Genomic DNA, 24,809 nt, shown 5'->3' with positions numbered 1-24,809 from the left:
GCCGTGCTTTGGTGCCGTGTCGGCAATGACCCCTGCGCCTTGACCATAGTTCCTCAGGTGCCATTGGTACTTGAATAGCGGGTCGCTGCCGGCCTGGGCTTCCTGCGCACTCGCCGGAACCGTCGTCGTAATGGCCGCCATCGCCCCCAGCAGGGCCAACGACAGCCGGGAAACTGTACTCATTCTGCGTTGACGCATCGTTGCTTCTCTCCAAACTTGTTGATAGGCGCAAGCCTCACGCAAGGCCCGGCGTTTCTCTGCCTCGCCGACGCGTACGCGGTGCGATTCACCGATAGCCCGGCGACACGACCGAGCCAGTGAAGTAGATGGTGCCATCGGCGGCATTAGCCGTCAGTGGTGCAATGGCTAGCGCTGCTATGCAACAAAGCTTGCTGTACTTCATTCGAATGTTCTCTCCTCAACAAAGCAATCAGCCTCACTCAGTGAGGTTGTAATCTAGAACGTATTCGAAATAGCGCCCCCCTACTCTGCCGACGTGAATTTCCTCCACAGCGAGCGTTTCACCCCGATGCCATCAACGATTCGGAACCCTGGTTCTCGCTCTGGAGTTCCCTGGCGCATCAAGGAGATGTGTATTCAGCGTCTTTTGCTGCTGTACCTCACGTTGTCGCTGCCATTGCCTCCAACCCGGAAAAGACAAGTTCTTCATACTTCCAGTTCCCGGCCTGGGTCGAAATCTGCCGACAGCACCAAGACACTCCCGTCCCTGAAGATCTAAAGCAAGCCTACTTTGACGCATTGGGCCAGCTACCCGCATTGGCGGCTGCCGCTGCATCACGGCCATGGGGCAACGACATGGTTGCCTGCGTGCTTGCTGCAATCGCCATAGTCAAAGGTAACGTATCTGTGGCCGAAGCGGCGCTAGAATTGTCGCCAGAAGGAGCCGCTTCATACCTACAATGGCTTGCAGATCAGTAGTTCGGAGATGGAACGTCTTGCCGTACTCGAAATAGCTGACGAATAGAACAGATGAACAAGAGCATCGCAGCTTTGACGCTTTTAGCTTTGGCAGGCTATTCCGCCGAGCGTCCTACTACTTTTGAGAAGCCATTCGATCCCAATGCTCCGGAGCTAGGCTGCCCAACTTTGCCCTCAGAATTTGACATCTCAATCACGGGGAAAGAAGGCATTGATTTCTGGTCCTGTTATGCGATCAACAACAAGACGGGTAAGCAAGCATTCCATGTGTACGTCGGCAACCATCCTGACGTCCCGGACAATCTGCGCTACACAGGAACGACCTCCACGGTGCATGGCAGCCTATCGTGGTTTCGGCCTCCTATGGCCGTCAAGTCTTCCCCTTGGGATCCAAAGCCCTGGATTACATTCATCCCAACCGGCGATCTCCGAATGTCCGTGATGGTAGTGACCTTTACTGCCACACCGCAAGATTTGCCCCGAATCGCTGACACAATTGCACAACTCAGGCAATGAGCTGCGTGGGCAGCATACGAAAAACATGAACTGGATATGCGCCACATGCGGAAAGGAAGAAGATGGTTTGCCGCTTTGCTTTGGAGCCGAAGCGCCCTGGCGACTTCTCGTTCCGGAGAGTGAATTCGCAAGTCGTGTCGACCTGACGGGAGATCAATGCGTTGTGGATGAAAAGGCGTTCTTCATCCGCGGCCATATTGAGATTCCCATCCACGGTCAACCAGAATCGTTGGCCTTTTCGGTTTGGTCCTCTCTCAGTGAGAAAAGCTTTCTGCACATGTCTGACCGATGGGTGTCCGAAGACAGAGGCAGTGACGCACCGTACTTCGGCTGGCTGTCTAGCTCAATTCCAGCTTACCCCGACACCCTCAATCTCAAGCTATCCGTCCAGTCTCGTGATCCAGGCCTGGTTCCGTTATTCACTGTGAAATCCGCCGAACATCCACTCTGGCTAGATCAGCAGCATGGCATCATTGCTCACCGCTGGCACGAGATCGCACATAAGTTACTGGGCCACAGATGACAACAGACAATAGCGAAGCCGATCGGATCGACTCAAGATACGCCCAGCACCTCTTCTGGAATTGGTTCGAGCAGAATGAGGCCAGATTCCGAAATGTCGAAGTTCCTTCTTGCCTTCAAACCTGCTTGCGGCTTCGACTATACCGTCGATTATTCAGGCATTACGTTCAGCCCGAAAGCAACCTGGTTCAGGCCAGTCAAACTATCCGACGCACCCAGTGCTTTAGGCATATGCGTCGCATATGCTCATTTCGCAGAGAGTCGCAGACAAGAGTATCTGAACGGCACATACATCATGCTCGACTGCGCATTAGGTGAGCTTGCTCTAGCGGAGCAAGTACATTACGTCGAGGTCGAAGCGCTTCCGTCCAGCCCCGAGACGAGCGGCTATCAACCTCTAGTAGAACTGACTCGGTATTTGGAACCATCGATATGAATGCCGCACAGTTCGTCAACTTCTGGAAAAACGAGAAGGACTCATATCTGACGCTGCTTCGCAAAGGTGACCTTCTCGCCTCGAAGCAGATCGCCAGTCTTAGCTTATCGGCATCTCAAACTGAAATTCTTAATACGGCCCTGGACACGGTTCTAACCGACATCATGTACACGCTCCTGTTGGGGCTTGATGGCAGCACACAGATTGGCGGAATACAGCATAAGTACGAGATCCGAGACGAGAGCGGGAACAGCATTTCCCCCGACGGCGAACTAGAAGCCGAAGCCTTTGTACAATTCCATGCCCACTCTTGAGCTTGCTCGAAATCTGATCCAACGAGTCATTCTAATGAGCATTCTCGCGAGCATCTTTGGCCGCGCCGGAGCGGCAGAGCCTCAAGCTGGTAAATTGATCAAGGAAGATGATCCTTTCGTAGACGTTGAGCTACCTATAGCCGACCACAGTTTCTCAAAGAACGGCGCTCTGACTGTAATTGCCCGGGGTAAGATCAACGGCCAGATCGTCGCTATTGCAGTTGATCTGGAGGACGAGTGGAGATCGCAAGCACTTGAAGATGCCGACCTGACACTGTATTGGGGAAACGGTTCTATCCGAAGCCTTGGCGAGGAGAGTGACGCGTTCTTGCATTTGCTTGCCCATGAGTATGGGCTCGCCAGGCCAGTGTCAAAAATGGCAATCCGCACCAAAGTGACCTTGGTGAGCTTTGGTACCGATCCGCGCCGCCTCAAGTCTGAACCTGCAAAGATCAAGGCGTTCTTTGAGCACAATGGATCAGACAGCTATGCGGAGGCCTTCATCAACATCGACCTTGGCAACAAGCTCCTCGAATTTCGCGACAAGGATCCCGAGTATCATCAAGGAGTCGTGTCATCCCTGTCAGCCCCTTCTTAAAGCCTCATGAACCCAGAGGCGAATCGCATGATTACACGAATGGCCTCAAATTTTCTTCATTGATCACGACGCTGGCAGCCAGATTCACGGCGTCGACGAATGCCGATGGCAGGTAGGAGACCGCATCGATTGCCTCCGTCGCTACGCCTTGCTCCCGAAATTCGACGCGATATGCGAGGCGTGTACATGAGGTCTGCGGCGGAGCCGCATAGATAAAAAGCATCAACAGATGCTCGCTCTTCTCTCCCGCCGGCACCAATCGATGCACCGCGACACCGCCAGTCAACGCTGTCCCTTGGTCCACCAGCTCTTTGAACTTGGCCGCGCAAAGTGATGCGGCTTCCTCGACAGACAGTCCCTTGGCCATTGTGTGCAGGAATTCACCGTTCTGCGTGATTGCCCCACCGAAAGGGACAAAGGCGCCGTCCCGTTGCAAGTACCGTTGCGCGGTCTGCGCCATCTCCAAGACCAGGGCTTCCTGTGCCTGCTCAATCGTAATCATCTTGCCTACCCAAACTCCTACAGCTGCACCGCTTGATAGTAGGGGAATCCCTCCTCAGTCGGGATGGCGTAGACAACCGGGCAGCCCGATGCGACCGCTCCGAGATCCACCCACTGCGGATTGGCTGATTCGATCAATCCGCGCTGCCACAAGACCGTCAGATGATTGATCTTGTTGGCGAGGGTTACGGCTGCTTCCTCATTCCCGCATGCCTGATACCACACCACCAGCGCCGGCTGCGTGATCCCACAATCTCCTGGAAGGACCCGCACTGCCCTCTTCCGCAGTGCGTCCATCTCTTCGTAGTTCTCGGCGAATGTGACGATGTAAGGACCTTCGCGCCGGGTCGCGTAGATGCAGGCCAGCCACTCCGATGTGTTAGATGCAGCTGCGACCGTCATAGCGGCCGCTCGAACATGCACAACACCAGATCCAAGAACGGATCCCAGCTCATGTCCTTTCCCCTGATGACCTTTCCATTGTCGCCTCGATAAAGCTCCGTCGTGACCGAAGGACATAGTGCAAAAAAATAGCGTGTGAACGCCAGATCATCGTACATGAAGACATGTGCGATCGTTCGTAGGCAAATGCCGAATTAAAAATAGCCAATCGCTTTGTATATTGAGACGCAAGCAAACATCACTTCACGCAAATGCGCAGGTACGTCATCATAATTTTCAGTTTTCGATGCACTTCAATCCATCTCGCACTGGACCACAAGTGCTCCTTCGCTTCGGGAATTCCCTAATTTAGGAATCGACAATCCTGTGACGCAGATTAACGGCCTCGCGGTCACCGCTTGGATACGCACGCCGCATTCGACAACAGGCAAAGTCACAGAAGGCCCGACCACAGCTGCGCCTGCCAGCGTTACCCCGCCCCGCCCTACGGCCGCTGAGACGGTCATGGATTTCGGTCCTGTTGCCAAACTGTTCGACGACCTGGTCGAGCGCAAGGCCGCCGGCCAGACAGATGTGATTAGCGCGTGAAACTGTCACATTGTCTTCACCTCATAAAGACAGCCTTTTTGCTCCTGGAATTAAAACGTGAAAGAGGGGTGGGGAGGCAAAGGGGGTTGCACGTTTATAGACGTGCCGCATTTGCAGATGCCATCCAATGGCTTTTGCCTGTGAGGCATTCAGAGTTCTCACGAGCCATTTCACTGAATGTTGCAGCCTCCTAAAACTGGAGAAATTTATGAGATTGACCAGTACTTGTTTCAAACGCTTCCTAGTTTATTCCATTTATTTTCTAGCAATTGCTATTCTTCCATTCGCCAATGCCGCTCCTCCGCAACCAGCCAAGCCAGATTCATGGCTGTACAGGGTAGATACGAGGGGTCCTGATGATATTTTCCGAAACGGATTCGCTCCAAGAGGGAATAGTAGTAATTTGGTGGATCACTTTCTACATACACGCTGGGGAGCGAAGATTAATACTAGGTTTGTGAGTGTGACAGACAACCATGAAACCGCTGTACGCTTTGCCGCAGATATTTTAGACGCTATGGCTAACAGTGAAGAGAATCTTCCGGATCTAGATCACGTATATATATATAGGATCAGGCCAAGCTTCGAATTTTACAATATGCAATACAGCATGGAAGAATTCGTCCGAGCAACCAGAAACAATGGAATTCCTGGCGTCACCCCTGCCGATGCCCAGACAGGGCTTATCACGCCAGTAGAAAATGGTTTAGAGCATTTTGCCTGGGAACGTGAGTGGGTCTGGACTGGACGCGGAGGAATTCCGGCTTCTCAAATTGAATCGGTTGAGGAAGCTTGGATGAGCGATGAGCCAGACGCTAGCCATCCAGATTATAATATTAATATTCCCTCTGAATTATCAGAGACCAATCGAAATTTTACACAAAATCAGCCGCATGATTGGAATGTAGCCCCATTTACTCCTGCTCTCCCCCCAGCCCCCGGCGCTAGTGTTTGGTATACTGCTGATGTATATACAAGAGCGATCCCATCAACCTCGGGGGAAGGAGGTTCAAGAGGGCGGCAACTTTTAAATACGAGTATGGTGCCATTTTGTGAAGATATGTATCGAGATGCTGCTAACCGATGTCCGTCGCATTCGCAACAAAATCCTAACGGATGTGAAGCCGTGCGGCTTGATGAACAGGCTATTGCGAACGCATGCGAGGCAATAGTTGTCAAATTGGACTATGTGCCAATGCCAAAGAAATGATGATGCTCTAGGATGCCTTCTAAAAAAGATTGCCACAGGAGCTTTCTTTCCGGCACATTGTGTAACGTGAGTATTTAGCCGATAGTCCGCCCCTGACTCGGGGGCGGACTCTTGGATTTTCGTTAGATTGTGGCTGCAGCACCGGAGACACAGATGTTCGCTTATTACAGCGTATCAAGTTGTCCGCATTACAGCTAACCGACAAGCTTGAGAACGCCTTCAGGACGGCCAACTGGCGATACCGGCACTTGTTGGAAAAGGGTCTAACATCCAGGTAAATAGTAGGAAGTTAACGCCTGTCTTCGAAGAAGATTACGAGCAAGACCCGCAGGCTAATCAATTCCTCGAGTCGCACAGAGTGAGCTCAGTAGTCAGACGACGTCTCGTTTGGGGGTTTCTTACGCTGGCTACTACACATGGCTGGAACGACTGATTTCCGATCGAGCTCAGGATGGATGACGCCCGATTGTTTCGCCTGGTTGGATAGAGGAACGGCCGCCTGCTTCATTCGCTTCTATTGCTTGCTGCACTTTGCGCTGCGGCAGCGAACGGATGGCACCCGCGTTGGCACGGCCATAAGCGTACCAGCGCACCCGGGCCTTCGGCGGTAGTAATCATGTCGATGACCTCCCATCTGGACAGCCCCTTTCGGACGGCAAATAACGGACTGGATCTCCTAGCATTTCGATGGTGATGCGATCGCGGCACGTCCGTCTCACTTGAATGCGCACCATCCATGACATGGAGACCAAGCACGCAACGGCGCCCAGTCCGGCAAAAAAAGACCTCTCCTCCAGGCGATTAGGGGGAGAGGATAAAAGGAGAGGAAACTACTCTCACAAGCTTATGAACGTCATTGGCGCCTGTGGACAAGCCAGCCTTCTCCGTCCAGTGGCACATTGGCCACGTCAGATGATTGATCTCGTTGACCAAAGACACGGCCGCCTCCTCGCTCCAGCACGGCCGGTACCACACAACAAGCGCGGGCTGGGTGATTCCACAATCTCCTGGGAGCACCCGCACCGCTCTCGTTCGCAATGCATCCATCTCCACATAGTTCTCAGCGAAGGTGACGATGTACGGGCCTTCGCGCCTGGTCGCGTAGATACAGGCAAGCCACTCCGATGCATTGACCTTGTCGGCGGCTGTCATGGCATCTGTCCACTGCGCTTCAACTTGTCCTGCGCGCATCCCGGTGCCGATCGACGCACCCTCTTCTGCAACCGACTCAATCCGCGCAACGCCTGATCAAAGAACAGATCCCGTCTCATGTCCTTCCCCCTGATGACTTTTCCATTGTCGCCTCGATAAAACTCCGTCGTGACTGAAGGACATCATGCAAAAACAAGACGCGTGAATGCCAGATCATCGTACATGAAGACATGCGCGATCGTTTATCGGCAGGTGCCGAATTTACAATAGACCATCGCTTTGTATCTTGAGACACAAGTAAACATCACTTCATGCAAATACGCCGGCACGTCACCCGTATTTTGCCCTTCAACGGGCCTCAATCCATGTCACACCTGGATCACAAGCGTCCTTTCACTTCGGGAATTCCCTATTTTTGGAATCGACAATCCTGTGACGCAGGTTAACGGCCTCGTGGTCACCGCTTGGATACGCGCGCCGCATTCGCCACATTCGGCCATGGGAAAAGCCACAGGACAAAGGTCATGACGCGCATCGAATCAATACAACAACTCAGGCAGACGGTACTGCGCAACATCAAGACCTATGGCTGGCACTGCAACCATGTGTTTGCGGATCAAGAGCAGTCCGGGTTCTCCTACACCATCGGTCTCTATGAGAGCTATGGGCATCCCGAAATGATCATCTTCGGCCTGCCGCATACGATCACACACCCGATCCTGATTGATATTGCGGATGCGGCCAAATCCGGCAGACCCTTTGATCTCAGCAAACCCACCGACGCCCTGATCGTCGACTACAGTTGCTGCTTTGCCGAGGTTTCGGCTGACCGCTATGAAGAGCACGCGACCGCTGCGCGCTGGTACTACAGGGACAAACCCTTTCCGGCCTATCAAATCATCTGGCCTTCGCGCGAAGGCCTCTTCCCTTGGCACCCATCAGCGACCGGGCAATTCCGCGCGGTGCAGCCTGTCATTGCCCTGCACTCTGCTGCCTGACACTCCCTGACCTCTTGCACCGACTGATCCAGTGCATTCCTAGGGTTCACCCTAGGGTGTCGCAACACTTGACGCGTGTCAGAATGTGATCGTGAGCAATCCTGCTTCCTATCAAAGGAGTGATTCTGATGGGTGATTCCACATCAGGCGTCGGCGGCGCCAACGGCTCTAACGGCGCGAATACAGCCGACTCAAGAGACAACGCTGCCGACGATGCTGCAACGGAATCGTTGGTGAAGGCAGCCGATAGCGATTTCCAGGCGCGTGAAAACGCTAAAAATGCTGAAGATGCTGCGGCGGCGGGGAATGTCTGCGCGGCAGAAACCTCAGCCGCCCGTGCCAGTACTGAGGCCCAAAAGGCACAGCAGGCGGCGGATGAAGCCGCAGCAATTGATAAAACCAACCCTACCTCTTTCACCAAGGAGGCTGCCAACGCAGCGCAACAGGCTGCTGATTCAGCCGCCGCTGCCGCAACTAAAGCAGAAGCGGCTGCAGAGAGCGCCAGACAGAAAGGCGGCACGATCGGCTGCGTATCGGAAGCATCCCCACCGAGCCCGACACAAGGCTTGTCCTTGGGCACCATCAATCAATTGAACTTCAGCTAGCATCTGAATTTCGCTGCGCACGTACATCAAAGGCCGGGCCATACCCGGCCTTTTCGTTTCCGATCGCATCTGACTCGTTTACGACTGCTCCACCTACCGCGAAGTGCTGGCCGCCCCGAAGCAAGCTCCAGGGCACACACACCGTCGGTCCACATTCCGCCACGGAACAGCAGCCCGGTCCGTATGTGCTGCCAGCAAAATCACCCTACCACGCTCTCCACCGAAATCGTTTCATGCATTCCTCAAAAAACGCTTGCGCTGCTCCGCCCAATCCATCGGCGTGCCGGTGGACAGTTCCATCAAGGTCCATTCCGGCGGCAACGTTTCCTCAAGGATGCCGTGCACCACTTCCGGCGCTAGCGCGGTCAGCGTCAGGCAGCGGCTCATCGTCGCGCGCTCCACGCCTTCGAGTTTCGACAGCGCCGTGATCGAGTCCACCTCCCCCGACGCCAGCCGGGCGACCCAGCGGGTACCGCGCGCCAGCGCCAGCTGCAGAGACGTGGGCGCGTTATTCAAGGACGGCGGGACCCATCAATGGTTTGGCTCCCCTTCGGACGACAACGCTTAAGATAACGCTGACGGCGCTTCAAATAAGTAACGAGCAAAGAAATAGCCCCGGATTCTTCCGGGGCTACTCAACTATTACGCGCTTGTTTCTGAATCTTACTTTTTCACTTGTTCAACATCGCCCACTTTAACGGAACCTGAGCTACCACCACCGCCGGGCGTGCCGCCATGTCCACCACCACCGCCGCCAGTCCCACCCGTTGGTGGACGCGTAAGAACGCGATTCTTGACCTCGACTTCATAATAGTTTCCATCTTCGGTTTGCTCATAGGTCACACATATCGAGCTATTACACACAATTACCAAGTCGCCGGGTGAAAATCCGATGATAGCAGGCCCCACTTCATTCTCATATTTATTGATGATGCTTTGAGTGACTCGATCAGGAACCGGACGCCCGATCTCAGCGCAGCTATCGCATACATATGGACCGTATTTTTTTGGTTGCCCCAGCGCATTGCTGAATGCTTGATGGGTAAAGAAAATCAACCCAACGAGAATCAACGCAAACAAACCTTTCAACTTCATTTCTTATTCCTTGTTAAAAAACTCACTTACAACACCTGTTATAAATTTCCTGGGAAAGGTTCGCCCCCCTCTTCAGTTCATCTGATGACAGTTGATTTTCGTAGGACCGAAGAACACTAGACATATCCAGCTCTGGCGATGCCATCTGCGCAGCTTTGTAATATGCGTAGGCATTCACCATGTTCTTGTCAAAAAGAACCCCCTCACGATATGAACTACTCAGCGACATCAGAGCTTCCACGCTGCCATGATTGGCGGCATTCAGAAGATAAGCGCTCGCTTTTTGCTTGTATCTCTTGACCTTATCTGGGTCTTTGAGTCTATCTGCCGCCCCACCGATGATCGACTTTGAATCTGTCGAATAAGCCAGCTGCGCTTCAAGAAGACCATTGTCAGCCGCCAACTCCAGCCATTTGCTACGGCTTGAATAATCCTCCCCCTGCAATCCCTCGCACTCGATCAGTTCCCTTTCCGTCGCCGCTTGATCGATCGTGATACCTGCTTTTCGGTACGCCTCTTGCACCTCGGGATCTGTCGGCCTCATCGCGCCCAGGCATGAATGAAGCTTCATATAGATCAGGAAAGAGGCTTTTGCATCTCCCGCTTCCGCAAGGGGTTTCAGTTGATTGATGACGTCTACGGCGTTGCCTGACGGCGGGTCGTAGCTTTGCATCTTGAGCCTGCGTCCTGCATGCCCAGTCTTGATCGATTGAACGTCATGGGTAGATGGAGGGAGAGCGCCAGTGTCTGCTGAATTAGCTACTTCGATTCTGTCGAGAGTCACCTCTTCTCGATTCTGGCTAGTCGAATGCAGATAGATGCTGATGCCGATCGCCAGCGCGATCACTGTTACTGGTATCCAATATTTCTTGCCTAACACTACTGAACCTCATGTCCTTGCCGTATGGCGCCTAGCGGGCAGCATGCCCTGCTCCAGGGGCTGTCGGGTTAACTTTTTATCTAACAGAGAAACGGCTATGGGTACCAACTACCCTACCGATGCCGATCAGCAATATAAGCTCAGGAGCGAATTCGCCAACCTGCTGACGAGTACTTTGTATAGCGGCACCGATTGCACATGTGTGCTCGGCATTGATGCCCCTTCGGACGCTAACGCTTAAGAAAGCGCTTGCGCTGCTCCTGCCAATCCATCGGCGTGCCAGTGGATAGTTCCATCAGGGTCAACTCTGGCGGCAGCGTTTCTTCGAGAATGGCGTGCACCACTTCCGGTGCCAGCGTGGTCAGCGTCAGGCAACGGCTCATCGTCGCGCGCTCTACGCCTTCCAGTTTTGACAGCGCCGTGATCGAGTCCACCTCTCCAGACGCCAGCCGGTCGATCCAGCGGGTACCGCGCGCCAGCGTTAGCTGCAAGGGCGTGGGTGCGTCATTCCAGGACGTCGGCGCCCATCCTTCGCCATTGGGCAAGATGACCGCCTTGCGTGCGCCACGGCGCCGTAGCGCGATCGGAATCACCACTGAGTAGCCGCGGTCACTGCTGAGCGTGATTTCTGCCTCCCCGATCCGCAAGTACTCGTTGCTCATGCCGCGACCTTGCTGCTCGCCGTACCGCTCAAGCACGTGGCCAGGGGGAAACCCGCAGGCTTTACATCCGCCGGTCGATCTTGTAGACGATGATGCCGTCGATCCGAACGACCTCGACGTCCTTGATGAGGATATGATGGAGGCGGACAGTTAGATGCCCGATGCACTACTCGCCCAGATAGAGGAGGCCGCGACCCTCGATCAACCTGAGGAGCTACCAGTGATCGTGGTGCAAATCGTGTTGACTGTCCATTATCGCCGCATCTGAAGCGAACTTCGCGGCGTCGAGCGCACCTGCCCGATCACCTGACCGGGACTCGGCAGGAAGATTTCGTGCCTCGAATGCCGAAGTGCGCTCACGCCCTTCCTGTTGATACAGACGCAGGAACGCAGCGTGCTCGATGCCCTGCATCGAATCACCACGGACACGGCCCGTCTACAACACACGCAAGAGACGATCGGCCAGCTGGGCGAGGCGTGGGCCGCGATCGATGTGGCGATGGCGCGCATTACTTCCGCGCTTGCGGGTGACGTGAACGCGTAGTGCGCTTGCGCAAATGGCGTTGTGCGCTGCGCTTGTGCATGCATTTGCATGATCGTCAACTAAATGGCGAATGAACAGAAAACCCCTATTTTCTAGGGGTTTTTTGTTGCCTGGGCATAGCACTACAACGCACTAGAAAATTCTCTAAGCGCGCTTCCTTGAAAGCGCTAGGGGGATAGCGATGATGGTGCTGCGCGTGGCGTGGGGCGCGTGGCGTTTGGCCTATGGCCTATGTCGAAATAGGCCGCGGGTCCTTCCCTGAATAGGGCTTTTCCGCGCGTGTCGCCGAGCGCGGTTCTCGACAATTTTTTGGGTTCGGCCGGGTTGCCGGTCGAATGAAACATCCCTTTTCTCCCTTGGCTCATTCCTGCTCATCCCATGCATCGATGAGTATTTGCTTCGGCAGAGGCGCCCACTCGTCGAACGGGATCGAAAGGTCAAATTTCTCAACCATTTCATCAAACAGGGCTTTTCGCTTATAGGGCACATATGCATCTAGTTCTGGAACGTCATAGATCACGGTGGCCGCTGCGCAGGCCATGAGCACGAACATATCCGCGCGGATCAACGCCAAGATCATATCCGGTAATCCAAAAGGCTGAGCATCCGGCCCTTTCCTTCTCAGTTGCGGAATTCCGCCGTGCGTGTATTTGTTAAGCCAACTACCTGCGGGACTCCTCAGTATTTCTTGCAGATTAGCGAGGCCGGGCAACGATGGCAGCGCGTCAGCAAGCTCCCTAATGAGCACCGACAGAACTGGAGTGTCATCGTCCCTACGGGCTCCTTCGAGCGGTGCTTGCGACATGGCTTGAACACGCTCTGTCGGTGCGGCGTATAAAAGCCAGTGCGCGATAGCTCCAGCTTCCATGACTGGCCTGAGCATCGCTGCGGCGCTGGCGAAGTGACCCGACTCAATCAGCTTGAGTACAGCCGAATGATGCTCTAGAGCGACTGACGTAGCACATCTCGACAGCATTCTCCTAACCGGCTTCTGGAACTCCGAGGGGGCCATTCTGTGCAACAGTTCCGAATGAACAAATGACTGCTCCAATCTTTCATGTAGTTCGGCTCGTTCTTCAGCATCCACTCCCGTCACTCCTATCTCAGAAGTCAAAGGTATTGCTAGATCAAGCGCCAACCAGCAACCAAAAGATCGTTGACTGCGCTTCCAGTAAATTCATGTATCTGCGCATCCGGGAACTGGCGCTTCAGTACCGCACCAGTGTCGCCTTGCTGAAAGACAAATATCAGATACACAAGCATATGCTTAGCGCGATAGAGAACCAGCCAATCCGGCCCGTCATCTAACTGGTGTACCCAAGCTTTGACACTGATACCGAAGGGCACTGCCTCGCCGAGCAACTCATCAAATCCTTGCTCACCGCCGCTGCCACCATAAGGTATGGCATATATGTGCCAATGTTGCGGAACAGATCGAAGTTTTCGCTTTATTAATAGCGCCGCAGCGCTCTTAGCTAACACTGATAACGCGACAAGCATCGCGTCACGTGTGGGATTGGTTTTCTGTTTCCCCTTAAAAAAATCGGGCTTCGACCAAGCCTTGTCAGAAAGGTCACGCAGATCGATAAATTTGAAGAAGATGAGATCGCGTTTAGTGAAGTTCGTGAGCCTATCCGCATCCAGTATCTGGATCTTGATTTCCGGATGGTAACGGTTCTGGAAAATTGAAGCTCCTTCGCCTTTATCCAGAAACTCAAGCAGTTCAATGGCCCTAGCGACATACGTCTCTGGGCCGAAACGGTTGTTGCACTCTTCATGGGTTGGGAGTGTTCCAGCGTAATCAAAGCCACGCACCTTCGGTTGAGTACGACCAATTAGGGTTGAAGGAATGATGTGATCCCCACTAGATCGCAAGCCGTTAATTTGCTTACCGCATAGATAGCAAATCATGGTGCCATGCGCCGGGTCTAGCACAAGCGAACTGTTAGACATCCTTGCTCCTAGGATTCCGGTCGAAGTAAGAAGACATTCTGTCCAGGCGTCAGGCTAGGTGGCGTCCTAGTCTATAGCTATAGCCAACCACGGGCCGGTCGCGAAGGCTGAGACTCAGACGCCGCAGCCTCCCACCTGCCTCTCAAGGACACATGCCAGCCAGCACGATGTGGCCTATCTGCTGATTGCCGGACCCCACCACGGCGACGATGTCGGTGCCGACGATGCTTGCGGGGGCGCCTTGACATAGCCGGACAAGCGCGCCAGCTTGGGACAGCGCAACCGCCAAAAAGGCGAGAAAAGATGGCAACACCAATCGGATTTTCGCTGCAGGCCTTTTATTCGATCCAACACATTCAAGCAGCTGCATACTTTTCGAAGCAAGCAACTAAACTCGAATCCAAGGTGCGGAATGACAATGATCCTAAAGCAGTCGCGCTCAAGGCCTATGTCACTTCCACGCTTTTCCTATCTGTTGCGTTTCTTGAAGCATTGACGAACGAAATGCTAGCAGACGCCGCTGAAGAAAGTGGCGGACATCTTCAGGATATCCCTCTTCCCGCCAGGGAACTCATCGCCGAGCTTGGCAGGACCGAAACGGTCCAATTGGCCAACATACTCGCCAAATTCGATTTGATCTTACGTGCTGCCGGAAAGCCGCCGGTCAAAGGCGAGAGTGCCCACGAGAACATCCAGCTCTTAGTCAGGCTGAGAAATGCCATGATGCACTACAAAGCGTCATTCTTTGATTGGGGGACTGAAGGGATGACGCGTGCTGGGGATTTCAATCGCACCGACCTCCCTAAGAAGATCGCAGGTCGGTTCCCACTTCGACAGGGGGATGGCGTCTCGCCCCCCGAAGGATGGATCAGCGCGGGGTGCGCTCAATGGGCTGTCCGGTCGGTCTTCGCCTACGCTGATCTTGTCTTCTCACGATTGGGGATCTCGCCGTACTACGACCATGTTTGCGACAACCGTCATTCTCCGCTCGATCGCGCGCTAGATCAGTCGACAGTCCGGAAGGAGCTCTGAAAATGTCCTTCACGAACAAGATCGTCGATCTCGATGCCGTCAACTAGGCAGATCCCAATCGTCAATGACAATCGTCTTAGGCAATGGTTGCCACTCCTCATAAGGCGCATCTAAGTCGAACCTCCAAACATACTCGTCGAACAGTTGGCGATGCTTTACAGCAACGTATGTCTCAAGCTCGGGCAGCTCGTACACAACCGTTGCTGCGGCAGAACCGACAAGTGCAAACAAATCCGCACGGATGAGCGCCCGGATCATGTCCGAAAAACCAAACGGCGGCTCATCTGGCCCTTTTCGCTTCAGCTGAGGAATCCCGCCATGAGTGTACTTGTTGAGCCATCGTCCATTCGGTTTTCCAAGCCCGTCCGCAAGATCTCTCACGCTAGGCAACGACGGCAAGCTATCCGCCAAGGCATTTATCATCCGGCCAAGAGTCGGGGTATCCGAGTTTTGATCCGCCCCCTCCAACGGCGCCAGAGCCATCGCCTGCACTCGTTCGGTGGGAGCGGCATACAGAAGCCAGTACGCAATTGTCCCTGCCTCCAATACCGGCCGCAGCATTGCCGCAGCGCTCGCATAGTGCGCGGTCTTGATCAAAGCAATAACGCCGGAGTGGTGTTCTAGCAAGATGGAGATCGCGCAGCGCGCAAGCGTCTCCCGCACCGACTGCCGGAACGTCGGCGGCACCATCCGGTGAAGCTCTCGGGAATGCTCGTGCGCCTGGCGCAGCCGACCTTCTAGCTCTTCAATCTCTTCAGGGGCCATTTGCCCCTCCGTGGATGCCGTCAGTCAGTTTTCTTTGGAGTCCAGTCACATCGGCACGCCATTCGTCGAGATCTTCAGTTTCCTCCCACAATTCCAACAGTTCCGACCCTGGCGCGAGAATGCGATCGATGGCGCGCTGGGCATCGGCCACAAGAGACGGCTCCGGCGCTGGTTGCACGCGAACGATCCACTCCAATAACGCGGTCTGTGCCTTCGCGTTTTCTGTCGGACGCCCCAATGCGACCGCCACTACCTCGATCGCGGCCAGCCCCTCCGTCGCGTCATAAGATTCCACATACCCGTCCGCCGCAAGCACGCTCGCGATCGCCTCTCTAACCATTTCCAGATCGCTCGTCTCCAACAAATCCGCGAGCCAATCCGCGGCACTGTCATTCCCGAACGAACCAATCGCCCAACACCCCATGCCGCCCTCCCGCGTGTTCCCGGCGCCTCCGGGATGCCTGCAGTCTACCGCTCCACTTTCGTCATTGGCGGTATCCCCGTTGACACCTGGTCGCCAAGCATTCCGTCAGGGGCTTGCCCCTGTATCTCTCTCCAAGGCGAGTGGGGGTTGGATCTACAATCCTCCCGGTGTCGTTATAGCGGTTTTTTTGCTCTCCCACTTCCCTCCCTATAGGAGAAAAAACACGCTTGTGAGAATTTATTTTTCTATACGCGATAAATAGGAAGAGAAAAAAACCACTATAACAACACCCAGAAAACAGCTTTAGGCAACAATTTCGCCAATTGGTGCTGGCAAAAATAGAGCGCCGAGGAATTTCCGGGAATTTCCAGCCGCAAAAAAGGCCGGCGATCGCGCTCGCCGGCCTGTGAACATTCGATGTGCGCCTTGTCCCTGGGAATACGCGGCTACAGCCCTTCGCTCAACCCGTCGTCCTCGACGGCCGCAAATTCTGTATCCTCCAACGGGCGCAGCCGGATACCGGAGAAGCAGTGGATGCCATGACGCCAGACCCGGGGGATCCCTGCGCTGGTCAGCGCCCCATAAAAATTGTTGCGCCCCAGCACCCGGGCGTTGTGCTCCTCCAGACGCATCCAGTGCTGGTAGAGGGTATTCACGGCCATGGGCCGGACGAGGTCTGACGGGTCGCCAGTCTGCTCGATCATAGTCTTGATGAAGCGCATGGTCGCGTTCGATGCGATCTGCCAGTGCTCCTTCGCCATCTGGCAGTCGGCGGGCGGCGCGAAGGTGCTGTTGCGGCGCAGGAAGCGCTGGAAGCCGGCCACCAGGTGGTTCAGCACGCCCGGCAACTCCTGATCCAGGATCGTGCGCAGGTGCGCAGGGTCTTTCTCTTCGGCCGTCAGGATGTGCGTGGACTCGAAGATCATCGCGCGCCGCCGCAACCCTTCACTCAGATCCACCGTTGCACCGAACGTGTTGGCGAGGATCACCGCTACCGTCCTGGCCGTAATCTCCACATGGTCGCCCCACTTCGGGTCTGTGGTCACCAGCTTGGCCTCGCTGAACTTCTTCAACAGGTCGTCGGGCAAGACGGCACCCATTTTCAGGTCGTCATCCAGCAGCATCAGCTTGCCGGTCAGTGCTTCGGTGAAATGCACGCTTTTCTGTGCCGAGATCTCGCTGATCGACATACCCATGACCGTCCGGCCCATGATCTGGCTGATCACATTCAGTAGAAACGACTTGCCGTTCCCGCCCGGCCCCACAAACAGCACCCAGATCGCCGCCTCGCGCGTGGACTGCAGGATGTAGCCGAACACTTCATAAAAGTGCTGGATCACCGCCTCCGGGTCCTGGCACTTCTGGAACACACGACGAATCGCCCCATCCCAGGTCGGACAGGTCGCCGTCGGGTCGTAATGGCACTGCAGTTGCGCTGTCAGCCGGTGCGCTGGATCGTGCTCGGAGAAGGCGATCTCACCCACGTGGTCGAACCACAGTTCCCCGTTGAGGCAGTTCATAACCCGGGGCGCCTTGAAGGCGCGCAGGTTCAGGGGATCGTCGTCGCTGTTGGTGACGAGGAGGCGGCCGATGCATTTGGAGAGCGTCGTGACTAGTTGGGTCAGCCGATCACCCCGGCTATTGTCCATGCGGTTGTAAAGCGCCTTGAGTTCTTCGTCGTCGGCGTCGCCCAGTTCGATCAGCGTTTCCTGGATGTGATGCTCGACCACTTCCTCATCCTCCCGCTTCCACACGCCGAGCACGTAGGCCCACCAGAGCTTAGCGAACCGGCACAGGTGATCCCCGTTCGCGTAACAGCGTTCGAGTACACGGTGCGCCAACGCCAGTTCCAGATCCTTCTTGCTGGCAATCGCCAGCGCAGGCGCGCGTGGCGGCGTCACCACCGCGCGCACCTGCTTCAGTGGAATGTTGTCGCCGAGCTTCTTGCTGCGGGCCTGCACGCGCGAGACCAGCGCTTCTCGGTAGGCGTCATCGAGATCGCTCGTCCGGATCTTCGGCGCAATACCGTACAGCAGTGACGTGAAGTCACCGCACGCGGAGATCTCGGCCACGAAGGCGTCGTAGGCCTGTTTGTGTTCCTCCGCCTTACGTTTTTCCCTAGCCTCCTTGGCGAACTTGACCACCGTGGCGAAGGTGATCGGCGTACCGTGGTAGTGGCCGAAGGACGCCCATTTTTCCTCGATCTCGTCGGCATCATAGTTGTGCGCCGCCGAGGACCAGCGATCCCACAGTTCCTTGCCCTCGTCCGAGCCGCCGAACTGATGGTGGAGGGCCATACCGACATGGACCCATGTGTCGTAGACCTCGGCGTCGGGCATGTCGGCCAGCGCTTCCTCGATCTGCTCGATCGTCAAATCGAGCGTCGGCCGCTGATTGAAGAAAGGATCGTTGTCCGCGTCAGCACCCCGGTCGACCGACATGCGGCCCTGTTGCGTCCAGCCGCGTGCCTGCGCGCGCCGGCAGAACTCAACCACGATCTGATCGGCCTGCGCGGCAGTGATCGTCGGTAACTCGGCCGCATCTAGATCCACCGGCTCTCCTTCCAGGCTGATCCATTCGTACGGCCGCCCTGTGTCCGGGTGCATGCCGTAGGCGACGAACTGTTGACCCGTGCCGAGGATTTCTACTCGATGCTTTTGTCCGGCGCCGTCAACGAAGAAGGGACTGCTGCGCTTGGTGAACGGTACGTTGGTGCGGAACAGGACCAATCGTTTAGGGGCACGACCGACACGAACCAATCCGTAGCCCACTAGATCGGTTACGTAGAGCTCCATCTCCAACGCGAAGCGATCGTCGAGGATGTCGAGATCCACGGCCGGCGTGTCACGCGTCAGCACGCCGATGTTGCCGTCGATGTAGTCGTTCGCCGACCAGGCAGTCACCATCTCAGGCGTTGCGATAAGGTTTTGCCAACCCGTCAATACAGGTCGCTTCGATCCGCGAGGGATCGGAATGATCTGGTAGCCGCGCTCGACCAGAACGGCAGCTTGCTTCTGAAACTTAGATCCAATGGAGGGGGATGGAGAGGGCATGGCACAACTTTGGGGGAGGGTTGTGCTGCCCTATCGAATCGGAACAATGCCGGGCTGTCAAACTCGTCGATGGATAGTCAACTCAGTCTCATTTTTTCCACTGTCCACCGACGTTCACTGGTGTGCGTCGCCGTTCGTTTTCGTGCAAACCAGAAAGCAGGCAAAATTGACCCAGGCGCACCGCCCCGGACTTCAATTGCGCAAGATCGGTCAGCCTTCATGCCTTCGGTGGCTTGGCGCTTGGCCTTCCGGACGCAATGCCCTGCTTGGCCCGACTGAAGGCGCCCGGGCGGCTTGATGCTGGTGACGGCTGCGTTCATGGGAATCTCCGATGTGCGCGGGATGCGCATCGGCAAAGCCCCTACCCTATGGGGCTCCTAAAGAGTTGACATGAAGATCGAGATCCGAAGTACGGAGCCTCGGAGTTCGGTGATAGGTTGTATCGAGTACTGGCCCGCGTAGTCTCGGGCCGTGTGACGTCCCGCCTGGAACCTCTAGCAGATGTGGCCAAGGGATCAGGAACTCGTCCATTTATAGGAGCTTTCCGATAGACAGGGTGCCGCTTAGTTGCATAAGCTGACGGTGTCCGAGTCAGGATTCACTCGCGACGTAATTCAGGGGGAGATTGATGACCAAGCTTCAACTTCTAATATTTGGCCTGATCAGTTCTCTCGCACTTGGCGCATCCGCGCAGGACTCAACCCGCTTTGTATCCGATCGACCGTCTCCGTTGAAGCGAGCCGGCGTTATCGAGCCTAACGAGACGACATTCAGTGGCGATGTGCATGTCTCAGGGACATTTGAAGTCTTCTGGGAACCTAGCAGTGAAGGCTACCTTGGCTACTATCGGGTAGCCCTGAAACCCAACAAAACCAGCCAGCAAGTCTTACCGCATGATTCCGAGCGCGGACTTGTCCGTGAGATATGGCTGAGGAACACGGATGAGGCTATTCGCGCATTTCTAAGTCAACCGCAACGCGAAGCGCTCTCGGCTTCTCGGACACGCCATGTCACCGGCAAGGTGGCCACTCTCCTGACGTCCTACCAAACGGGAGTGGATTGCGATCAGCGCAACTACAGCGCCTTGCTGGTATCGATTATCCAACAACCTGCTCTGGTCGCAATCGCAACAAAGGCTCGCGACGAACCAAGCGGGTGCTAACACCAAATTCAGCCCAAACCCTTTGCACAGGGCAATGACACAAAACCCCTACGCTCCTCCGAGTGCCATGTTGTCGGACTCATCGCAACCGAAACGTCCATTGACGGTTTCGATCGCGCTTTTTTTGTTCGTGGCTAATCGGGTCACTGCACTCTTCATTGGCTTCATCTTGAGAGGGACGCTTCCGAACTCGATTCCCATTGCCGTTGCAGTGGCCATCGGGATTCTAATCATCATCGGCCTTGCGATATCCCTCTACGCACGACAGAACTGGGCGCGTTGGCTCGTAATAGTGCTTCTGGCGATCGGACTCGTTCTGTTTTCGCGTCGGATTGTATACATGACCGCCCCATTGCATCAGGTTGTTTATGCCGGCGTGTGCATTCTCCAGCTCAGCGTAATCGCCTTGCTTTTGCTCCCATCGTCAGCGCGCTGGTATCGGCAAAAGAAACCGGCCGAACCAAAATCATTTGGCGAGACCAGCTAGCTTGGATCCCACATTGATGGCCAAGATCAATATTTACAGCACAGATAACACAATGGCGCCGACGCTCACTGTCTTTCGCGACCTTGGCTTCGACATGCCCCAGGTCGCCGGCAGCGCCCGTGTTTCAGGCCGATTGGGAGGACTAGCCTTCTGAAGACACGGGGTATCGCCGACGGCATCGCACCATGCTTTCCAACTCCCCATCGAGGTAGATATCGCCCGCCGTGAGGATGTTCTCGTCGAACCAAATCGTTGATCGCCCCTCAAAGCTCCCGATTTCAAGAGCCCGAAGCCCACCCTTCCCCTTAAAAGAAGCAAGCCACTCGCTCCAATACGGGGTGTTGTGATCGAACCAGTTTTCAGTGAAGCTCGTCTCTTTTGGATTACTACTCAAGCGCTTGCCCCTACTAAGTTATAAGAGCAATTCTACAAAGTAGCCTCTGCTCTTTACAGCACTAGATAGCTCGCGGAATCCAGGAACTCAACACACAAAAGGCGGCATAAAGCCGCCTTTTGTCTCCGCATCTGCCGCTATCGATTAAGCTGGAAAATTTTTATCCACGAACGCCATTGCAAACTCATTAGGATCGACCTGCATTCCTTGCTCTGTAGCTCGCACCAGCCCCTTTTCCCAAATCTCTTTTATCTGTGCTGGCAGTGACGGAGGGAATTCCATTTGCGATGAAACAATTTCGATCCAAGAGCCCTGAACCCCATAAAGATTTCTCAGTTTGGGTTCCATCTCCCTGAGACTATCTCTCTGCGCTTCGTCTAATTGTCCAATCGCTTCTAAGACGTAGCACTCAACAAGTCTAAGAAATGGCTTTCCCGCATATCTATCCATGATCACCCTCAAATTAAATCTGGGTTAAGGATCAACCCAAATAAAAACATCTCAAGCGTGTCTGCAAGCTTGACTCTTTTACCACCTTCATCATGGAGATAAATCCACACAGACGGCGGCTCTGAATTCAGCAAAAGATAGAACTGATTTCCACCCCCATCTCTGCCTATCGGCAGGGTTTGAGGCCCAAGAGTTGGGCAATACTTCTCTATCGCAAAACGAAGCTTTTCTACGCCCGACGTTTCTAGCGAATAGAACCAGTCAACCTCGACCAAGTTTTCGGAGTCTCCTCCCGGAACCGGAAAGCAACCGACCTCTGGATGCCCCCCATCCACGCTTCGGATGAAATCAAGATAGGAAGCGGGAAGAGGGGCACCTACCAGTGCCTCAAGTTCTCGAATTACGGAGCCATCCCCCTTGTAACCAAGTACTGGCCTACCGCCCACATTTACGTTCAATGCCGAGATGTCCATCTGCCTCATTCTAGTTCTTTGGTGCACCGGCTGGAATCGCCCACTCAGAATAACCTCCTCTTGCACCTTGGTCAGGGTGAATGACTCGCCACCAAGCCGAACCTGGGGTGTGTTGTTCTGACGGGACGAGGCGCATGACTCCTACGCGCCCTCCTGCTGTAGAAGATGATGCATGTTCCCACGTCCACCCTGAGGGTGTCGATCGCCCACCCACACTTGAAACGGATGATTGAACACCCGGTATAAGTGTTTGCATCATGGAGGCGAACTCATTGTCAGCCTGCAATGCGTTGTCTAGTGCTGCGTTAGCTCTATTGAAATGAACAGACCGATTTTTACCAAAGTCAGCCGGACTTAATTGCATCTCAAACGCAGTACTGTAAGCCGCAGGATTACGAGGAGTTCTTGCTGCTTGCAGTGCCCTTGCTTGCATGAAGCTCTGTTCTGCCACCATAGATTCCCGCTCCATGCCTGCGATGTTTCCGCGAGCAGGGCCGGTGACGATGACTGCTCCCATCGCCATATTCAACCTCATCTCGGCGAACTCTTTTGAAGTAAAGAACTTCTTTAGAGTTGCAACCAATTTGTTCCATCGATCGTCCTGTATCCCGCAGCCATTATTTACACACCCAGCTTCTCGGCCATCCGAATCCGTGAATTTGTATGGATTGTTATTGGCATACCAATAGCGATTGAAGTTTCCTCCCGTGCCTGTATTCGCCGTTACCGGATCAACACTTAGGAAGCGTCCAACCTGTGGATCGTAGTATCGCTGCTGCATATAGCTAAGCCCGGTTGCTGCATCGCTGACATGCCCCGTATAGCCCGGACCATCCTTGAGCGGTCGGTTGAGCAACTTCCCATATGGATCGTAGTCGCTACGCTCCGTCACTTTGCCATTTGCGTCTGTGGTTGCCACGGGGCTACCGAGCGCATCCGTATGCTGATACTTGGCAGTGACAACACCGGTAGTCGTGTTCAACTCGTGCGATGCAACGAGACTGCCGCCAAGATAGATTGACTCTGTTCGCGTGCTGTCGCGACCATCCTGTGTCATCAACAACTGCCCCGCTTGGCTGTACATCTGGTAGTTACAAGCGGACGGGCTACAACTTAGGACACGTCGACCTTGGCCGTCATAGGCATACCAATACGACGACGGCGAGACACTGCTCCGCAATCTGTTGCCGTAGTCGAAGATATAGGTCTGCCCGTTCTTGTTGGCAAGATTGCCACGAGCGTCATAACCCAGGCCAATGACCGACGCCCCGCCTACTGTATTGGTGATATTGGTCAGCCGCCACTTCGCATCGTAAGCGTAGGTATAGTCGTTGCCGTGCGCCTTTGCCGTTCGGATGTTATCCAATCCATCGTAGGTGTAGTACGCATAGTTGTCCCCACCGAATGCCGGGGAGAATGCTTGTACGAGTCGGTCCAGGCCGTCGTACTGCATCGTGCGACCACTTGCACCTCCAGTCGCATTGTCCCATTTGTGGTCGACGTTTCCGTTCTTGTCATACCCGTAGTCGTCATCCAACACCCCTCCACTATCCACGCTCTTGGCCGGCAACTGCCGGATGTTCTGTGTCATCGAATGCGTGATGCCATTCCCATAGGCGAAGCTGGCGATTGCACCATTAGGGTGATACTTCACCGATGAGACATAAGCGCCCGCCTTAGTAGGCTGCCCAAGCGCATTGGGGGCGTAATCGATAGAGAAGCCGCTTGGATAGGTGATGACGCTCAAGTCGCCGTTGGCGTTATAGCCATAGCCCGCCCCCCAGGCAGAAGTACCGCCGAGATGGCTCAACCCTTCACCCGTCAGCAGGCGACGCTTGTTGTACGTGTAGGTCGTCTTGGTCGGATTGGCTACATTCGGGTTCACCACCGCCACAGAAGCGGGCAGGTTATCGGGTGTATAGGTCCATGCTTGGTCGCCCTTCCCATCCAGAAATGTCAGCGTCTTCAAACGCCCGCGCTGATCAAATGTACGGTCGATCGTAGGCTCGGGGCTTAAACCTACCAAACACCCTACCGCACTCTGCGTGCTGAGGATGGTACGAATTAGATTTCCGGCTGTGTCGTATTGGTAGAACTGCGTCCCCGTCTCGGGCTCGACCATCGCGCACAGGCGTTCGTTCCCATCATAGAAGTATCGACGAGTGACGGAGACAGGTGCGGGCACCAAGAAATCGCCGGAATTATCTATCGTCAAATTCGATCCGCCGCTCCGCGAAATCCCGTGGACATAGATCGTCTCGCCCTGGTGCTCGCGGCGCACCGCGAGTGGAATCGGAATGCTGAAACGATGGGAGACTCCAGTCGTTTGGCACCGTGTCGAAATCGCCGTTTCACTTGGTTTGTTGGCCGTTGCAATCGCCACGCCCGTCCCTGTCCCGGCAGGACCACCGACGTAGACATGGACATCGATGGAGGCATTGACGCCGGTATCGCATGCCCACCCACCGAGGAGGTAGTCCGTGCCGACCTGCGTAATGCCGTCGATATAGCCGAGAACCGCTGCCCCGGCCAGAGAAGTCGAGGATAGGAACAGCGCAGCCGACAGCGCGATCACTTTGGCGCAGTCATGCGCAAAAACTGAAATCTTTCTATCCCGGCCCACAATCGTATGGATCGTCTTAGTGATTCTCATG

Annotated in this window: 29 protein-coding genes; 13 read left to right on the top strand and 16 right to left on the bottom strand. The window is 54.9% G+C overall.

Annotated elements, in window-relative coordinates:
* A partial coding sequence (locus tag LG367_RS14230; RefSeq protein WP_226469908.1) for a hypothetical protein occupies positions 1-183 on the bottom strand: 183 nt, incomplete at its 3' end.
* Between the two features lie 807 nt (positions 184-990).
* Here LG367_RS14230 and LG367_RS14225 point away from each other — a divergent pair.
* From LG367_RS14225 to LG367_RS14210, 4 genes are all read left to right on the top strand, one after another.
* The gene (locus LG367_RS14225; protein WP_226469907.1) at positions 991-1,455 is read left to right on the top strand and encodes a hypothetical protein; all 465 of its coding nucleotides are present in this window, start codon (positions 991-993) and stop codon (positions 1,453-1,455) included.
* 25 nt (positions 1,456-1,480) lie between these two features.
* Positions 1,481-1,978 carry a DUF2199 domain-containing protein gene (locus LG367_RS14220; protein WP_226469906.1) on the top strand — a complete coding sequence of 166 codons (498 nt, stop codon included), beginning with the start codon at positions 1,481-1,483 and terminating at the stop codon, positions 1,976-1,978.
* A 431-nt stretch (positions 1,979-2,409) separates the two neighbouring features.
* Positions 2,410-2,727, top strand: coding sequence for a hypothetical protein (locus LG367_RS14215; protein ID WP_226469905.1), 318 nt, complete (start codon positions 2,410-2,412; stop codon positions 2,725-2,727).
* 34 nt (positions 2,728-2,761) lie between these two features.
* On the top strand, positions 2,762-3,325 hold the full coding sequence (locus LG367_RS14210; RefSeq protein ID WP_226469904.1) for a hypothetical protein: 564 nt from the start codon (positions 2,762-2,764) through the stop codon (positions 3,323-3,325).
* A gap of 31 nt (positions 3,326-3,356) precedes the next feature.
* Here the strand turns inward: LG367_RS14210 and LG367_RS14205 are convergent, their stop codons facing one another.
* Together LG367_RS14205 and LG367_RS14200 are read right to left on the bottom strand one after the other, a co-directional pair.
* Complete coding sequence (locus LG367_RS14205) at positions 3,357-3,827, bottom strand: hypothetical protein (protein ID WP_226469903.1); 471 nt, start codon at positions 3,825-3,827, stop codon at positions 3,357-3,359.
* A gap of 17 nt (positions 3,828-3,844) precedes the next feature.
* Entirely contained in the window at positions 3,845-4,228 is a 384-nt protein-coding gene (locus LG367_RS14200; RefSeq protein WP_226469902.1) for a GIY-YIG nuclease family protein, read from the bottom strand.
* A gap of 366 nt (positions 4,229-4,594) precedes the next feature.
* On the opposite strand from LG367_RS14200, the gene LG367_RS14195 reads away from it, so the two are divergent.
* Together LG367_RS14195 and LG367_RS14190 are read left to right on the top strand one after the other, a co-directional pair.
* Positions 4,595-4,816, top strand: a complete 222-nt coding sequence (locus LG367_RS14195; RefSeq protein WP_226469901.1) for a hypothetical protein — start codon at positions 4,595-4,597, stop codon at positions 4,814-4,816.
* A gap of 208 nt (positions 4,817-5,024) precedes the next feature.
* The gene (locus LG367_RS14190; RefSeq protein WP_226469900.1) at positions 5,025-6,026 is read left to right on the top strand and encodes an enterotoxin A family protein; all 1,002 of its coding nucleotides are present in this window, start codon (positions 5,025-5,027) and stop codon (positions 6,024-6,026) included.
* Between the two features lie 801 nt (positions 6,027-6,827).
* On the opposite strand, the gene LG367_RS14185 is transcribed toward LG367_RS14190, so the two are convergent.
* Positions 6,828-7,178, bottom strand: coding sequence for a hypothetical protein (locus LG367_RS14185; RefSeq protein ID WP_226469899.1), 351 nt, complete (start codon positions 7,176-7,178; stop codon positions 6,828-6,830).
* A gap of 524 nt (positions 7,179-7,702) precedes the next feature.
* Here LG367_RS14185 and LG367_RS14180 point away from each other — a divergent pair.
* A complete protein-coding gene (locus LG367_RS14180; protein WP_226469898.1) occupies positions 7,703-8,176 on the top strand; it encodes a DUF4262 domain-containing protein in 474 nt (157 codons plus the stop codon).
* A gap of 128 nt (positions 8,177-8,304) precedes the next feature.
* Positions 8,305-8,781 carry a hypothetical protein gene (locus LG367_RS14175; protein WP_226469897.1) on the top strand — a complete coding sequence of 159 codons (477 nt, stop codon included), beginning with the start codon at positions 8,305-8,307 and terminating at the stop codon, positions 8,779-8,781.
* Between the two features lie 231 nt (positions 8,782-9,012).
* On the opposite strand, the gene LG367_RS14170 is transcribed toward LG367_RS14175, so the two are convergent.
* The 4 genes from LG367_RS14170 to LG367_RS14155 all read right to left on the bottom strand — a co-directional run bounded on the left by LG367_RS14170 (position 9,013) and on the right by LG367_RS14155 (position 11,418).
* Complete coding sequence (locus tag LG367_RS14170; protein ID WP_226469896.1) at positions 9,013-9,297, bottom strand: hypothetical protein; 285 nt, start codon at positions 9,295-9,297, stop codon at positions 9,013-9,015.
* Between the two features lie 147 nt (positions 9,298-9,444).
* On the bottom strand, positions 9,445-9,876 hold the full coding sequence (locus LG367_RS14165; RefSeq protein ID WP_226469895.1) for a hypothetical protein: 432 nt from the start codon (positions 9,874-9,876) through the stop codon (positions 9,445-9,447).
* A 22-nt stretch (positions 9,877-9,898) separates the two neighbouring features.
* Positions 9,899-10,756, bottom strand: coding sequence for an SEL1-like repeat protein (locus tag LG367_RS14160; RefSeq protein ID WP_226469894.1), 858 nt, complete (start codon positions 10,754-10,756; stop codon positions 9,899-9,901).
* Positions 10,757-10,986: 230 nt separating this feature from the next.
* Positions 10,987-11,418, bottom strand: coding sequence for a LacI family transcriptional regulator (locus tag LG367_RS14155; RefSeq protein ID WP_226469893.1), 432 nt, complete (start codon positions 11,416-11,418; stop codon positions 10,987-10,989).
* Positions 11,419-11,788: 370 nt separating this feature from the next.
* On the opposite strand from LG367_RS14155, the gene LG367_RS14150 reads away from it, so the two are divergent.
* Entirely contained in the window at positions 11,789-11,962 is a 174-nt protein-coding gene (locus LG367_RS14150) for a hypothetical protein (RefSeq protein WP_226469892.1), read from the top strand.
* Positions 11,963-12,323: 361 nt separating this feature from the next.
* Here LG367_RS14150 and LG367_RS14145 read toward each other — a convergent pair whose 3' ends face one another.
* Positions 12,324-13,049 carry a DUF6988 family protein gene (locus tag LG367_RS14145; protein WP_226469891.1) on the bottom strand — a complete coding sequence of 242 codons (726 nt, stop codon included), beginning with the start codon at positions 13,047-13,049 and terminating at the stop codon, positions 12,324-12,326.
* 35 nt (positions 13,050-13,084) lie between these two features.
* Positions 13,085-13,915: a hypothetical protein gene (locus LG367_RS14140; RefSeq protein ID WP_226469890.1), complete on the bottom strand. Its 831-nt coding sequence runs from the start codon at positions 13,913-13,915 to the stop codon at positions 13,085-13,087.
* A 303-nt stretch (positions 13,916-14,218) separates the two neighbouring features.
* Here LG367_RS14140 and LG367_RS14135 point away from each other — a divergent pair, with 303 nt between their 5' ends.
* The gene (locus tag LG367_RS14135) at positions 14,219-14,947 is read left to right on the top strand and encodes a hypothetical protein (RefSeq protein WP_226469889.1); all 729 of its coding nucleotides are present in this window, start codon (positions 14,219-14,221) and stop codon (positions 14,945-14,947) included.
* A gap of 39 nt (positions 14,948-14,986) precedes the next feature.
* Here the strand turns inward: LG367_RS14135 and LG367_RS14130 are convergent, their stop codons facing one another.
* The 3 genes from LG367_RS14130 to LG367_RS14120 form a co-directional block, all read right to left on the bottom strand.
* On the bottom strand, positions 14,987-15,712 hold the full coding sequence (locus LG367_RS14130) for a DUF6988 family protein (RefSeq protein WP_226469888.1): 726 nt from the start codon (positions 15,710-15,712) through the stop codon (positions 14,987-14,989).
* Positions 15,702-16,136, bottom strand: coding sequence for a DUF4259 domain-containing protein (locus LG367_RS14125; protein ID WP_226469887.1), 435 nt, complete (start codon positions 16,134-16,136; stop codon positions 15,702-15,704). Before LG367_RS14125 ends, LG367_RS14130 begins: the two co-directional genes overlap by 11 nt.
* A gap of 446 nt (positions 16,137-16,582) precedes the next feature.
* Complete coding sequence (locus tag LG367_RS14120; RefSeq protein ID WP_226469886.1) at positions 16,583-19,189, bottom strand: PriCT-2 domain-containing protein; 2,607 nt, start codon at positions 19,187-19,189, stop codon at positions 16,583-16,585.
* Positions 19,190-19,817: 628 nt separating this feature from the next.
* Here LG367_RS14120 and LG367_RS14115 point away from each other — a divergent pair.
* From LG367_RS14115 to LG367_RS14105, 3 genes are all read left to right on the top strand, one after another.
* A complete protein-coding gene (locus LG367_RS14115) occupies positions 19,818-20,351 on the top strand; it encodes a hypothetical protein (RefSeq protein WP_226469885.1) in 534 nt (177 codons plus the stop codon).
* Positions 20,352-20,451: 100 nt separating this feature from the next.
* The gene (locus LG367_RS14110; RefSeq protein WP_226469884.1) at positions 20,452-20,838 is read left to right on the top strand and encodes a hypothetical protein; all 387 of its coding nucleotides are present in this window, start codon (positions 20,452-20,454) and stop codon (positions 20,836-20,838) included.
* A 16-nt stretch (positions 20,839-20,854) separates the two neighbouring features.
* Positions 20,855-20,992 carry a hypothetical protein gene (locus tag LG367_RS14105; protein ID WP_226469883.1) on the top strand — a complete coding sequence of 46 codons (138 nt, stop codon included), beginning with the start codon at positions 20,855-20,857 and terminating at the stop codon, positions 20,990-20,992.
* A 384-nt stretch (positions 20,993-21,376) separates the two neighbouring features.
* Here LG367_RS14105 and LG367_RS14100 read toward each other — a convergent pair whose 3' ends face one another.
* The 3 genes from LG367_RS14100 to LG367_RS14090 are packed head-to-tail and all read right to left on the bottom strand — an operon-like array spanning position 21,377 to position 24,808.
* Positions 21,377-21,682 (bottom strand): hypothetical protein, encoded by a 306-nt coding sequence (locus LG367_RS14100; protein ID WP_226469882.1) that lies wholly within the window; start codon positions 21,680-21,682, stop codon positions 21,377-21,379.
* Positions 21,683-21,690: 8 nt separating this feature from the next.
* On the bottom strand, positions 21,691-22,155 hold the full coding sequence (locus tag LG367_RS14095) for an SMI1/KNR4 family protein (RefSeq protein ID WP_226469881.1): 465 nt from the start codon (positions 22,153-22,155) through the stop codon (positions 21,691-21,693).
* 10 nt (positions 22,156-22,165) lie between these two features.
* Positions 22,166-24,808, bottom strand: coding sequence for an RHS repeat domain-containing protein (locus tag LG367_RS14090; RefSeq protein WP_226469880.1), 2,643 nt, complete (start codon positions 24,806-24,808; stop codon positions 22,166-22,168).
* Between the last annotated feature and the right edge of the window lies 1 nt (position 24,809).

Origin of the sequence: Luteimonas panaciterrae, assembly GCF_020511115.1 — a bacterium.
Taxonomy (GTDB): Bacteria; Pseudomonadota; Gammaproteobacteria; order Xanthomonadales; family Xanthomonadaceae; genus Luteimonas; species Luteimonas panaciterrae.
This window is presented reverse-complemented; position numbering and strand designations above follow the sequence as displayed.